Source organism: Psychrobacter sp. TB20-MNA-CIBAN-0197 (assembly GCF_040309765.1).
In the GTDB taxonomy this organism is placed as follows: domain Bacteria; phylum Pseudomonadota; class Gammaproteobacteria; order Pseudomonadales; family Moraxellaceae; genus Psychrobacter; species Psychrobacter submarinus.
Genome location: NZ_JBEOPC010000008.1, coordinates 13,212 through 26,427, shown reverse-complemented (window position 1 = coordinate 26,427; position 13,216 = coordinate 13,212). Strand labels below are relative to the sequence as shown.

The 13,216-nt window shown below is 47.1% G+C and carries 10 protein-coding genes; all 10 read right to left on the bottom strand.

What is annotated here, in order from left to right:
- Positions 1-36: 36 nt before the first annotated feature.
- A complete protein-coding gene (locus AAEY83_RS03850; protein ID WP_025646482.1) occupies positions 37-1,224 on the bottom strand; it encodes an isovaleryl-CoA dehydrogenase in 1,188 nt (395 codons plus the stop codon).
- A gap of 197 nt (positions 1,225-1,421) precedes the next feature.
- Positions 1,422-2,342, bottom strand: a complete 921-nt coding sequence (locus AAEY83_RS03845) for a hydroxymethylglutaryl-CoA lyase (RefSeq protein WP_025646481.1) — start codon at positions 2,340-2,342, stop codon at positions 1,422-1,424.
- An 11-nt stretch (positions 2,343-2,353) separates the two neighbouring features.
- Complete coding sequence (locus tag AAEY83_RS03840; protein WP_025646480.1) at positions 2,354-4,480, bottom strand: acetyl/propionyl/methylcrotonyl-CoA carboxylase subunit alpha; 2,127 nt, start codon at positions 4,478-4,480, stop codon at positions 2,354-2,356.
- A 197-nt stretch (positions 4,481-4,677) separates the two neighbouring features.
- Entirely contained in the window at positions 4,678-5,475 is a 798-nt protein-coding gene (locus AAEY83_RS03835; RefSeq protein WP_025646479.1) for an enoyl-CoA hydratase/isomerase family protein, read from the bottom strand.
- Between the two features lie 195 nt (positions 5,476-5,670).
- Positions 5,671-7,281: a carboxyl transferase domain-containing protein gene (locus tag AAEY83_RS03830; protein WP_025646478.1), complete on the bottom strand. Its 1,611-nt coding sequence runs from the start codon at positions 7,279-7,281 to the stop codon at positions 5,671-5,673.
- Positions 7,282-7,399: 118 nt separating this feature from the next.
- Positions 7,400-9,169 carry an AMP-binding protein gene (locus tag AAEY83_RS03825; protein WP_037059461.1) on the bottom strand — a complete coding sequence of 590 codons (1,770 nt, stop codon included), beginning with the start codon at positions 9,167-9,169 and terminating at the stop codon, positions 7,400-7,402.
- A gap of 251 nt (positions 9,170-9,420) precedes the next feature.
- Entirely contained in the window at positions 9,421-10,638 is a 1,218-nt protein-coding gene (locus tag AAEY83_RS03820) for an FAD-dependent oxidoreductase (RefSeq protein WP_025646476.1), read from the bottom strand.
- A gap of 183 nt (positions 10,639-10,821) precedes the next feature.
- On the bottom strand, positions 10,822-11,541 hold the full coding sequence (locus AAEY83_RS03815; protein ID WP_037059487.1) for an amino acid ABC transporter ATP-binding protein: 720 nt from the start codon (positions 11,539-11,541) through the stop codon (positions 10,822-10,824).
- A gap of 209 nt (positions 11,542-11,750) precedes the next feature.
- A complete protein-coding gene (locus tag AAEY83_RS03810; protein WP_025646474.1) occupies positions 11,751-12,422 on the bottom strand; it encodes an ABC transporter permease subunit in 672 nt (223 codons plus the stop codon).
- Positions 12,419-13,165, bottom strand: a complete 747-nt coding sequence (locus AAEY83_RS03805; protein ID WP_025646473.1) for an amino acid ABC transporter permease — start codon at positions 13,163-13,165, stop codon at positions 12,419-12,421. Before AAEY83_RS03805 ends, AAEY83_RS03810 begins: the two co-directional genes overlap by 4 nt.
- Positions 13,166-13,216: the final 51 nt, after the last annotated feature.

Below are 13,216 nucleotides of genomic sequence, written 5' to 3'. Positions count from 1 at the left end.
ACTGCTTTTTTTATTACAAGATCGACTCTAAACTACCTACTTAGTCTCATTAAACAACTCTCGACCAATCAGCATACGGCGAATCTCGCTGGTGCCTGCGCCAATCTCATACAGCTTAGCATCGCGCCATAAGCGCCCAAGCGGATACTCATTGGTATAGCCGTTACCACCAAAGATTTGGATGCCATCGCCTGCCATCAGGGTCGCTTTTTCCGCGCACCATAGAATCACACTAGCGCAGTCTTTACGTACTTGCCGGCTATGACCTGCGCCTTGTGCGTCTAGCATATCGAGATTCTTGCCGACCGTGTATAAAAAGCTGCGACCTGCTTGCAAAATCGTGTACATATCAGCGACTTTACCTTGAATCAGCTGAAACTCGCCAATCGCTTGACCGAACTGCTTACGGTCATGAATGTAGGGCACGACATTGTCCATCACGGCTTGCATAATACCGATAGGACCCGCTGCCAATACTGCGCGCTCATAATCAAGGCCGCTCATCAGTACCTTTACGCCGTTGTTCAGGCCACCTAAGATGTTCTCTTTTGGCACCTCAACATTATTGAAAGTCATCTCGCCGGTGTGGCTACCACGCATCCCAAGTTTATCGAGCTTTTGCGCCGTACCAAAACCGTCCATACCTTTTTCGATAATAAATGCGGTAATCCCTTGCGCGCCAAGCTCAGGATTGGTCTTGGCATAGACCACCATCACATCGGCATCTGGGCCATTGGTAATCCACATTTTGCTACCGTTTAGCACAAAGACGTCACCTTTTTCCTCAGCTTTAAGCTTCATGCTGGTCACATCAGACCCTGCACCCGTCTCACTCATGGCAAGCGCACCGATGAACTCGCCAGTGATTAGCTTAGGTAAAAATTTCTGCTTTTGTGCCTCTGAGCCGTTGCGCTTGATCTGATTGACGCAAAGGTTTGAGTGCGCGCCGTAGCTTAGACCAATAGAGGCGGATGCACGGCTAATCTCTTCCATCGCCACCATATGAGCGACGTAGCCCATGTCAGCGCCGCCGTATTCTTCAGGTACGGTAATGCCATGTAAGCCTAAATCGCCCATTTTTTGCCATAGATCCATCGGGAACTCATCGCTGCTATCAATCTCGCCTGCGCGCGGGATGATTTCTTTAGCGGCGAACTGCGCTACCACATCACGCAGCGCATCAATATCTTCGCCAAGCTGAAAGTCTAAACCGGGTAAACTCATAATAACTCCTTATTTATAATCTTTAACTCTATTAATAAAATTAGATAACTTATATAAAAATATAGCATGTATAAAAATGGTATGGCTGGCATAAATTTTTTGAAGCCTCTGGAGTGACGAAGTCACACAGCAAGCGAATAAAATTTGTGCCAGCTATACGCAGCGGTAGATATTTATATTAATTAAAACAGGATGACTTAAGCTGAACGCTTATTAATCAAAGCTCTTGCAACGTTAGAGTCGTTACGGCGTCCTAAAAATTCGCTGATGCGCTCGCCTGCGAGGACTAATTTATCTAAATCAATACCAGTCTCAATCCCCATGCCATGGAGCATATAGACCACATCTTCGGTCGCGACATTGCCCGTAGCGCCTTTAGCATAAGGACAACCGCCAAGGCCCGCGACTGAGGTGTCAAATTCGTTAATGCCCATCTCGAGCGCCGCTAAAGTATTGCTCAGCGCCTGTCCATAAGTATCGTGAAAATGGCCTGAGATACGTGCAATATCGATATACTCAAGTGCCGCTGCTAACGCTTTTTTTACCTTAATAGGCGTACCGACGCCTATGGTATCAGCGATGCCAATTTGTTCCGCGCCAATCTCAACCAAGCGTTTGGTGACGTAAGCCACTTGACTAGGGTCAATCTCGCCCTCATAAGGACAGCCGACCGTGCAGGAGATTACCCCGCGTACTTTGATGCCTTGCGCTTTGGCCGCGGCAGTGACTGGCGCAAAACGCTCAATGCTCTCATCGATACTGCAGTTGATGTTTTTTTGACTAAAGGTTTCGCTTGCTGAGGCAAAGATAACCACCTCATCAGGACGGTGCAAGATAGCATCATCAAAGCCGCGCATATTGGGCACTAGTACCGAATAGATCACGTCATCTGATCTACTAGCTGCAAGCGCTGTCATTAGCTCATTATTATCACCCATTTGCGGCACCCATTTAGGGGAAACAAAGCTAGTAGTTTCAATCTTCTTAACCCCTGCTTTGATCAAATCTTCGATTAAGGCCTGTTTGATCGCTGTCGGTACGGTCATGGATTCGTTTTGTAAGCCATCACGCGGACTGACATCGACGATGGTGACATGATTTGGGTACGCGTTATTCATAGTTAGTATCCTTAAGCTTCACTCGTCTCGCTATCAATACGCAGTAGCTCATCACCATCGGCGACTAAGTCGCCCGCTGCAAATAGCAATTCTGCGACAACGCCGTCAGTGGGCGCGGTAATCGTATGTTCAATTTTCATCGCTTCAATCACCGCTAATGGCTCGCCTTGCTTGACGCTATCGCCGACCGCGACTTTAAAGGCAATCACCTGTCCTGGCATAGGCGACTTGAGACTACCAGCAGCGGCAGAATCCTCCCCTGCATAAGCCATGGCATCGATAAGTTCAATCTGATCGCGACCCCTATCGGTAAAGACGTAAACTGTCTCGTTATGCGTCCAACTTTGCGCTTTGATACACGTATCATCGAGCCATAAGGTATGATTATGGGCATCATCACTATGGTAGCTGACTTGAGCGTTATATAAAGCCTCATCTGACTTTTCTGAGGAGCTTGCCCCACTCGTATCGTGCTCAATCGTTAAAGAAAAACGATCGGTGCTATCTGTATTTTTTTGACCCGCATTGTTTTGACGTGCAGCATTATTAGCATTGTGCCAATTACTAATATGAGCAAGGTAATTTTCTTCATTATAAATGAGGTTAAAAGTACGCGAGTAGTCGGTATAAGCGCGGAACGCAGAGAGCTGACTAAAGGGATCATTGGCATTATTTCTCACTGTGTCTTTCTCACTAGTCAACTGCTGCACGATAGCAGTGGTTACCAACGCCGATAGCTCTAACGGGTGCTGATTGAATAACTCAGTCGCTTCACGCTCTATTAAAGCCGTATCTAGATTGGCCTGACTAAAAGAGTTGGTATTAATCACATAACGTAGGAACGCGACACTATTGGGTAAGCCAACGATACGAGTGAGTGCTAATGCTTGATCCATTTTCGCTAATGCTTGCGCGCGGGTTGGCGCATGCACGATAAGCTTGGCAATCATAGAGTCATAAAACGGGCTGATGACATCGCCCTCGCGTACCCCATCATCGATACGCACATCATTACCGTTTTTGTTAATAGTAAAAGTACTATGTTCAGGCTTTTGATACGTGAACAGCGTCCCCGTTGCTGGCAAGAAATTATTGTCAGGATTCTCCGCGCAAATACGGGCTTCAATCGCATGACCATTGATAGATAATTCATTTTGCGTTTTCGGTAGTTTCTGACCGGCGGCTACCAGTAATTGCCACTCCACCAAATCGACGCCTGTTATCGCTTCGCTCACGGGATGCTCGACTTGCAGACGGGTGTTCATCTCCATAAAATAAAAACTCATACCCGTCTCGCGCTGCTCAACGATAAACTCGACCGTACCCGCACCGACATAATCGACTGCACGCGCAGCATCGATGGCAGCTTTGCCCATAGCAGCACGCATGGACTCATCGACGTCAGGCGCAGGCGCTTCTTCTAGTAACTTTTGATGGCGGCGCTGTACCGAGCAGTCGCGCTCAAACAGATGTACATAATTACCATGACTATCACCGAAGACTTGGATTTCGATATGGCGCGGTTTGAGGGCGTACTTTTCAATGAGAACTTGATCATCATCGAAGCTGGTGATAGTCTCACGGCGGCAGGACGCTAAAAGATCGTCGAAGTTATTACTATTCTCAACGATTCTCATGCCTTTACCGCCGCCGCCTGCACTGGCTTTGATTAGCACTGGATAGCCAATAGCGTCTGCTTGCGCCTTCAAAAAATCGCTATCTTGATTATCACCGTGATAGCCTGGTATCAGAGGTACACCAGCCGCTTCCATCAAGCGCTTAGACTCCGATTTACCGCCCATCGCGTTTATGGCATTCGCTGAGGGCCCGATAAATACTAAACCTGCATTTTGACATGCTTCAGCAAAATCAGCGTTCTCACTTAAAAACCCATAACCGGGATGAATCGCCTCCGCGCCGCGATCTTTGGCAATGGCAATGAGCGCATCGCCTTTCAAGTAGCTGTCTTTAGGCGCAGAACCGCCGAGATAAACGGCTTCGTCACAAACAGCGACATGCTTGGCATATCGGTCAGCATCTGAATAAACGGCGACCGTACGTACGCCCATACGTTTGGCAGTAGCCGCGACTCGGCAAGCAATTTCACCACGGTTGGCGATGAGTATTTTGGAGAACATAGCAATTCCTGTGCTTTATATTTGATATTTTGCCTTAATTTAAACGGGTTATAGTCAATTCAAAATAAAATCGATATATTTATTTTGTCGTGCTACTGGTACAAATTTTCTTTGCTTGCTGTGCGCTTCGAGCTTTTCGATGCTGCATACAATTTATCCCAGTAGCACTGTATCGGTTTTAAAGTGAATCAACTACACTACTCTTTATCAGCCAACCAATCCGGCTTACGCTTTTGCAAAAAGGCTTGTACGCCTTCCTTTCCTTGCTCTGACGCGCGAATATCAGCAATCTCCTTCACCGTATCAGCGATTAACTCATCATTAATACGCTTACCTTCGATATCATGAAGTAAGCGCTTACAGGTCTTGACCGCATCAGGGCTATTATTGACGATCTTCGCGCATAGCCTAGCGACCGTATCATCTAGGCTCTCTTCACTGACGCGCTCATGTACAAACCCAAGTTGCCGTGCTTTTTTGGCATTGAACACCTCAGCGGTTAAGAAGTAACGCTGTGAGGCACGCGCGCCTAACGCCTTTATCACATAAGGGCTAATCGTTGCAGGCGCTAGACCTAAGCGCACTTCACTGAGACAGAAATTGGCGTTTTTAACCGCGATAGCGATATCACACACTGCCACCAGCCCTATGCCGCCAGCATAAACATCACCTTGGATAGCCGCAATGGTGGGCTTTGAGCAGTCATAAATGGTTTTGAGCATTTGCGCGAGTGTATCAGCATCGGCTAGATTTTCTTGATAATCATAATCTGCCATCGCTCGCATCCAGTTCAGATCCGCGCCGGCACAAAAAGCCTTACCTGCTGCCGCTAAGACAATCACACGAACGTCATCGCTTTGACCCAACTGCTTAAATACAGAGGTTAATTCGCTAATTGTTTTATCATTAAAGGCATTGCGTATTTCAGGACGGTTTAAAGTTACGGTTGCGACGTAGTTTTCTATGGTTACTAATAGGTTTTTATAATTATTCATATAATTTTTTCTCTTAATTTTGTAGCGGCTTTTCTTTCAATACAGTAGTTCTATTTTGAAAAATAAATAGTGGGCTGGTAGAAATTTTTGCAGCCTCTGTCGGCGTAGGCACAGCACGCAAGAAAATTTTTACCAGCCACACGCCAAGTTTCCTATCATACTTGTAGACGAGAATTATCACTTATCAAACTAAATCTACATTCTAAAAATACCAAAGGTCGTCTCTTCAATAGGTGCGTTATGAGCCGCGCTAAGTCCTAACGCTAATACCTGACGGGTATCAGCAGGATCAATGACGCCATCATCCCATAACCTTGCAGTGGCATAATAAGGATGGCCTTGCTCCTCATACATATCGCGTATTGGTGCTTTAAACGCTTCTTCATCGTCAGCGCTCCACGCCTCGCCACTGCGTTCGAAGTTATCACGCTTTACCGTTGCCAGTACCGAAGCGGCTTGCTCGCCGCCCATCACCGAGATGCGCGCGTTCGGCCACATCCATAAAAACCTTGGATCGTAAGCGCGGCCACACATGCCATAGTTACCTGCGCCAAAAGAGCCGCCAACGATGACCGTAAATTTAGGCACTTTGGCATTGGCAACCGCCATCACCATTTTGGCACCATGACGAGCGATGCCTTCGTTCTCATACTTACGTCCGACCATAAAGCCGGTGATATTTTGCAAAAACACCAGCGGGATTTTGCGTTTACAGCACAGCTCAATGAAGTGTGTGCCTTTTTGCGCCGACTCACTAAATAAGATACCGTTATTGGCGATAATACCGACAGGCATGCCTTCGATATGGGCAAAGCCGCAAATGAGCGTATTGGCAAAGCGCGCCTTAAATTCATCAAAGGCGCTATCGTCGACGATACGGGCAATGATCTCTTTAATATCAAACGGTTTACGCTTATCAGTCGGAATAATGCCGTACAGCTCTTTGACATCATAGCGTGGAGGCCGCGGGGTGATTTGATTGGGAATGACTTTCGCATCACGGTTCAAATGCCCAACGATATCGCGGGCAATCGACAACGCATGGGTATCGTTTTGTGCTAGATAATCGACCACCCCTGATAGCCGCGTGTGCACATCACCGCCGCCCAAGTCTTCTGCGCTGACCTCTTCACCCGTTGCCGCTTTGACCAGTGGCGGGCCGCCGAGAAATATCGTCCCTTGGTCTTTGACAATAATAGACTCATCGCTCATTGCCGGCACATAAGCGCCGCCTGCGGTACAGCTGCCCATGACTACGGCGATTTGCGGAATACCTGCCGCGCTCAGATTGGCTTGATTAAAAAAGATACGCCCAAAGTCATCTTTATCAGGGAATACTTCGTCTTGATTCGGCAGATTCGCGCCGCCTGAATCAACGAGATAAACACAAGGCAAATGGTTTTGCTGCGCGATTTCCTGTGCGCGCAAGTGTTTTTTAACCGTCATCGGGTAGTAAGTACCGCCTTTCACCGTAGCATCATTACAGACGATCATGCACTCGATGCCGTTAATACGGCCAATACCGGCAATCACGCCTGCCGCTGGGATATCGGCATCATACATATCATGCGCTGCCATCGGCGCCACTTCCAAAAACGGCGTGCCAACATCGAGTAGACGCTCCACGCGCGCGCGAGGTAACAGCTTACCGCGCGCTAAATGCTTAGCTCGAGCACGCTCTGATCCACCTTGGACAATTTTATGCAGATGCTGATATAAATCATCGACGAGCGCTTGCATCGCGGTACTATTTTGCTGAAACTCGCTCGAGTTGGGGCTTAGTTTACTGGTGATAATGGCGCTCATGGTCTTCCTTGTTATACTTCTATGTCTGAATTTTAACTATAAAACATTTTTGCAAAAATAAGGGGTCATTAAATACTTAGCAGTGTTTTGAATGATAAAGCTTTTATATAAATCAATACTATGCCAAACCTAACTCTGCTGTCATTTGCTCAATGATTTTATATTTTTGAATTTTACCCGTGATGGTCATCGGATATTCTGTGACAAAACGATAGTAAGCCGGGATTTTATAATGGGCGATATTATCGTAGCAGAACTGTTTGACCTCTTCTTCTGTCAGATCAACTCCCTCTTTAGGAATAATCCAAGCCGCCAGCACTTCACCGTAACGCTCATCTGGAATGCCAACGACTTGTACGTCGCGTATTTTTGGATGACGATACAGATAGTTTTCAATCTCAACCGGATAAATATTCTCGCCGCCGCGGATGACCATATCTTTACTACGACCGACGACTTTGACATAGCCATCCTCGTCCATCGTCGCCAAATCGCCAGTATGCATCCAGCCGTCTTGTATCGCCTCGCGAGTCTTAAAGCGGCTACCCCAATAGCCTTTCATCACTGAATAGCCTTTTGTCAGTAGCTCGCCTGTCTCGCCGATAGGTAGAGTCTCGCCAGTACCCGTATCGACAACTTTGACCTCAAGCGCGGGCTGCACCAGTCCAACGGTCGAGACTTGTTTTTCAAGCGGCGTGTGCTCATTAGTTTGACAGGATACAGGGCTCGTCTCAGTCATGCCATAAGCAATGGTGACCTCCTGCATATGCATCTTATCGATGACTCGGCGCATCACTTCAATCGGACAACTAGAGCCTGCCATAATCCCCGTACGCAAACTCGATAAATCAAATTTATCAAAGTCAGGATAATCAAGCTCAGCGATAAACATCGTTGGCACGCCGTGCAGCGCGGTACATTTTTCAGCTTCTACCGTTTGTAGTACCGTTAGTGGTTCAAAGCCATCATTGGGATAAACGATACAACCGCCATGGGTCAAAATCGCTAAATTCCCTAGTACCATGCCGAAACAATGATAGAGCGGCACAGGAATACACAATCTGTCAGCTTCAGTAAGATTCATCGCCTCACCGATAAAATAGCCATTATTTAAGATATTACGGTGGCTGAGTGTAGCGCCTTTGGGCGTCCCTGTGGTACCACTCGTAAACTGCACATTGATAGCGTCAGTGTTTTTAAGCATCGCTTGGCGCTCTTTAACACGCGGATCATTAGCATCACCTTCCGCTATCCAGTCTGAGAACTTTTGCATAAAGCTGATATCATCAGTATCTTCAGGCTCATCGATCCAAATAATACACTCAACCGTCGGTATCTCAACCAAATCGAGCTGATTAAAGGTTTTGTGGTAAATCTCAGGGCAGAGCTCACGAATCATTTGCGTATAATCGCTAGTTTTGAAATGACGCATTAATACCAACGCCGAGCAGCCTAATTTATTCAAGGCGTATTGCAGCTCAAAGGTACGATAGGCGGGATTAATGTTGACTAAAATGACGCCAACTTTAGCCGTCGCAAGCTGCATCAGTAGCCATTCGCTATTATTATGCGACCAGATACCGATGCGATCACCAATCTCAAGCCCCATCTCGATGATGGCGCTGGCGAGCTTATTGACTTGCTCTTGTAGCTGTTTATAAGTCCAACGAATGTTTTGATGACGCACCACTAACGCTTCGCGCTCGGGATATTTGGCCACAATAGCATCAAAAAAATCGCCAATAGTGGCTTCTATAAGCGGGACATCGGGGCCTTTGTCGTAACTTTGAGTGAGAGGTGCATTTGCGGAGCGTGCGCCCATGTTTATTTTTGGAATATTATTTAGAATATCGCTGGAGGCAGTGCTAAGTGGAGAGGGTTGAATCATAACGAATCCTTTCGTTTTACTTTTCCGTTTTGCTAATCAAGCTTATCAATAAATCTATTGTGGCTTGTCCCTTATATCTCTTCACTATAACGTCTGAAATCAAACCCTGTCAATCATATTGATACAAGATGTCTCATTCACATCATCGATAGCCGTTATGATAAATGATATGACTAGCCGTAAAAAAGCCAGCCTCTTATGAATAAAAGACTGGCGACCCAGCTATCACTCCAAGAGCACTTGCATACCCATTAAGCTTTCGCTGCTGGCTTTGCTGGTACTTTAAGAGACACTGTGGCTTTTACCGCTTTATCATCAGTAGCGTCGTCAAATAATTCCATGACCAGCTCATCGGTCGTTTCGGTTTTGACTTGCCAGTTACCTGTCGCTTGTGGCACGCCAACCACCGTTACCGCAATCGCCTTATTCTTCAGACGAATCATCGGCGGTTTATGGTCGTAGCCAGCATGCGCGTGGCCTAAGATATCATCAGCGATAGTCGCGGCTTGCGCTCTTAGCGGTGCCACGTAACGACAAGCCACGCCATCGATAGACATACAATCGCCAATGGCATAGACATTGTTAGCATTGGTGCGTAGCGTTGGCGCATCGACAACAATACCCGTGCGCGGATTGAACTCTATACCTGCCGCTGCGGGCAGCTTATCATCGACGACCAGACCGGTACTAGCAATCACATGATCGACTGTCATAGTATTAGCCTGTCCTTGCACATTCTCTAACGGCTCATAGCTGACTTCTAGTCTGTCATCCTCATTACGTACGACATCAGTCACCCGATAACTGCCCAAAAATTCAATACCTTGCGACTCAATCGCTTGCCTAATACGAGCGGTCGCTTTCGCCGGTAGCATTTGCGCAAGTGGCGCATCATTGAGATCAATTAGGCTGATTTTGTGACCGGCTTTGAGCAAGTCTTCGGCGATTTCGGTACCGACCATCCCTGCGCCCACAATAGCCACGTGCTGGCTACCCGTCGAGAGCTTTTCTTGCAGCTGACCGAAGCGCTCAATATGATTGACATGCCAGACTAAACTCTCAGGCAAGCTCTTAGGAAATATCGGATGTGCGCCCATCGCGAGCACTAGCTTGTCATAATTGATGACCGCGTAATTGGTGTTGGCAGGGTCTGAGCGATTTGCAGAGACCAGCTGCAATGTTTGGCTTGCCGCATCGATATCACTGACCTGCGTATGGGCTAATAAAGTGACATTAGCGGTCTTTGCTGCCTGCTCCCCCGCTGCTCGCACTAAATCGGCCGGTTTTTTATCTTGGCTAATCGCCATCGTCAGCATCGGCTTATGATAGCGATCGGCATTATCGGCCGTGATTAAAGTAATCGGTATCTCTTTATCTTTACTACGGATAGCATCTATCACGTGCCAGCCTGCTAGGCCTGCACCAACGATAACGATGCCAGAATGTTTAGAGGGTTCTTCAATGCCCATAAGAGCTCCAATATGGTCTTATATATTTAAATTTAGGTGTAACTTCATTGTAGCAGCAAATAAGAAACACTTGTACGCTCAGTACTAAGATAATCTAGTAAACATTTTCGCCCATAATGCAAAACCCATAAAAAAGCGCCTTATAAAAAGACGCTTCAAGCTACACACTGATTAAATGAGCCGCTAGTGATTCAGAATCTTCGATAAGAACTGCTGCGCGCGATCACTTTTTGCACCCTCAAAGAACTCATCTTTGCTACAGTTCTCAACGATATAACCCTCATCCATAAAGATAATACGGTTCGCCACTTGACTGGCAAAGCCCATCTCGTGGGTCACGCACATCATCGTCATGCCCTCACGGGTCAGCTCTACCATCACATCGAGCACCTCTTGAATCATCTCAGGATCAAGCGCGGAGGTCGGCTCATCAAACAACATCGCCACAGGATCCATCGCTAGCGCCCGCGCAATCGCTACCCGCTGCTGCTGACCACCGGACAGCTCAGCCGGATATTTTGGTGCCTGCGCGCTTAGTCCCACGCGATCTAGATAAGCCATACCTTTTTGTTTGGCCTCGTCCTCGCGGCGGCCCAAAACTTTAATCTGCGCGACCGTCAGGTTCTCAATGATAGTCAGGTGCGGAAATAACTCAAAATGCTGAAACACCATGCCGACGCGGCTACGTAGCTTTGGCAGATTGGTTTTTGAGTCGCCAACTGAGATACCATTGACCATGATTTGCCCTTTTTGAAAAGGCTCAAGACCATTAACGGTCTTAATCAAAGTAGATTTACCGCTGCCAGATGGGCCACAAACGACCACCACGTCGCCTTTATGGACATGAGCAGTACAGTCAGTGAGTACCTGAAAGTCGCCATACCATTTACTGACGCTATCCATTTCAATGACTATCTCATCGCTAGCATGACCGTTATCTGTCACCAGTCCGCCAAAGTCATTTATAAATGTCTTAGCCTTATTCATCGTCGGCTCCTAGCCTTATGCTTAATATTTTTGTCATGTATGTAAAATAAGTGATAGCGCTATGTCCGTAAGATTTACGCTAGTTTAGTGCGCAAACCTCTACGGTTGAATTATTCAATCAAACGCTAGAACCTAAGCTTTTTTTGCACGTGCTGTACGCCAATAGAAGCGGTCAAACTGATAATAAAGTAAATCGCCCCTGCACCTAATATATAAGGGGTGAGTAACCCCATCAGCTCTCCGCGCACGTAAGCGGCACGGAAAAAATCGGTCAAACCAATCGCAAAAACCAAAGTGGTATCTTGAAACAGAATAATACACTGCTGCAAGATCAGCGGTAGCATCTTACGAAACGCTTGCGGCAAAATAACCAGACGCATGGTCTGCCCATAAGTCATGCCAAGCGCTTTTGCTGCATTGACTTGACCACTACCGATGGATTGAATACCAGCTCGCACGACCTCAGAAAAGTAGGCGGCCTCAAACATCATAAAGGCGACGACACACGAAGCAAAGGCGGCATTGAGCTGCAAGTACTTACCTGCCACCCAAAAATAAATCATCGGTACGGCAAAATAAAACCACAATAGCACCAGTAGCAGTGGCACTGAGCGAAAGTAGTTTACGTACAGCTTAGCCGGTACCTCTAACACTTTGATGCCAGATAGACGCATCAAGGCCAGTACGGTTCCAAGGCTTATACCGCCAAGAATCGCTAAAAACAACACCTTTAAGGTGGTAATCATCCCGCCCATAAGGCCTGGATATGCAGTCGCAAGTTCGGTCATCATACTCATTTCTGACTCCCTGCAATAAGCCCTGGTACGCGAAGTTTACGCTCGATTAGACCCATAATCGCAATCAGCGACAGATTAAACACTAAATAGATAATCGTCGCATAAGTATAGATCTCAAGACTATTTTGGGTGTATTCGCTAATGGTCTTCGTCTGACTGATCAGCTCCATTACCCCAACGAGCGAGGCAACAGAGGCGTTTTTGAAGCAGTTGGTCAGCTCAGAGCTTAAAGGCGGCAAGATGATACGAAAAGCTTGCGGCAGTAGTACTTGCTTATAAGCCTGCGGTATCGTAAAGCCTAGCGCGTAAGCGGCGTTAATCTGGCCTTGCGGCAAGGACTCAATACCCGTGCGCACTTGCTCAACGATACGCGCCGCGGTAAATAGACCCAGACCAATACTCGCTGAGAGCATCGCTGAGGTATTAGGCGTGAGCTCCTTATACCACCACTCTTGTAGCGCCGGTGTCAGCCACCCTGGGGCAATATAGAACCAAAAGAACAATTGCGCCAGTAGCGGAATATTACGAAAAAAGGTCACATAAGCGGTACCGATCGCCCGCGCAGGCTTGCTTGGCAAAGTACGCATAATACCGAAGATAGTACCAACGACCATCGCAATAGCCCAAGCGATACTACCGATTAGTAGCAGCCAGCCAAGGCCAGTAATCATCCAATGGATATACAGCTCGCTACCGACACCAGTCTGCTCAAAGAGCACACCCCAGTTCCAGCTATAATTCATGCTTGTCTCTCCAAGCAGTGGTTGATAGGCTTAACCCCTAAAAGCTTCAAT

Excerpts from the sequence above, each read along its gene's own strand:
- AAEY83_RS03850 (WP_025646482.1), bottom strand. The coding sequence starts at position 1,224 with ATGAGTTTACCCGGTTTAGACTTTCAGCTTGGCGAAGATATTGATGCG.
- AAEY83_RS03845 (WP_025646481.1), bottom strand. The coding sequence starts at position 2,342 with ATGAATAACGCGTACCCAAATCATGTCACCATCGTCGATGTCAGTCCG.
- AAEY83_RS03840 (WP_025646480.1), bottom strand. The coding sequence starts at position 4,480 with ATGTTCTCCAAAATACTCATCGCCAACCGTGGTGAAATTGCTTGCCGA.
- AAEY83_RS03835 (WP_025646479.1), bottom strand. The coding sequence starts at position 5,475 with ATGAATAATTATAAAAACCTATTAGTAACCATAGAAAACTACGTCGCA.
- AAEY83_RS03830 (WP_025646478.1), bottom strand. The coding sequence starts at position 7,281 with ATGAGCGCCATTATCACCAGTAAACTAAGCCCCAACTCGAGCGAGTTT.
- AAEY83_RS03825 (WP_037059461.1), bottom strand. The coding sequence starts at position 9,169 with ATGATTCAACCCTCTCCACTTAGCACTGCCTCCAGCGATATTCTAAAT.
- AAEY83_RS03820 (WP_025646476.1), bottom strand. The coding sequence starts at position 10,638 with ATGGGCATTGAAGAACCCTCTAAACATTCTGGCATCGTTATCGTTGGT.
- AAEY83_RS03815 (WP_037059487.1), bottom strand. The coding sequence starts at position 11,541 with ATGGATAGCGTCAGTAAATGGTATGGCGACTTTCAGGTACTCACTGAC.
- AAEY83_RS03810 (WP_025646474.1), bottom strand. The coding sequence starts at position 12,422 with ATGAGTATGATGACCGAACTTGCGACTGCATATCCAGGCCTTATGGGC.
- AAEY83_RS03805 (WP_025646473.1), bottom strand. The coding sequence starts at position 13,165 with ATGAATTATAGCTGGAACTGGGGTGTGCTCTTTGAGCAGACTGGTGTC.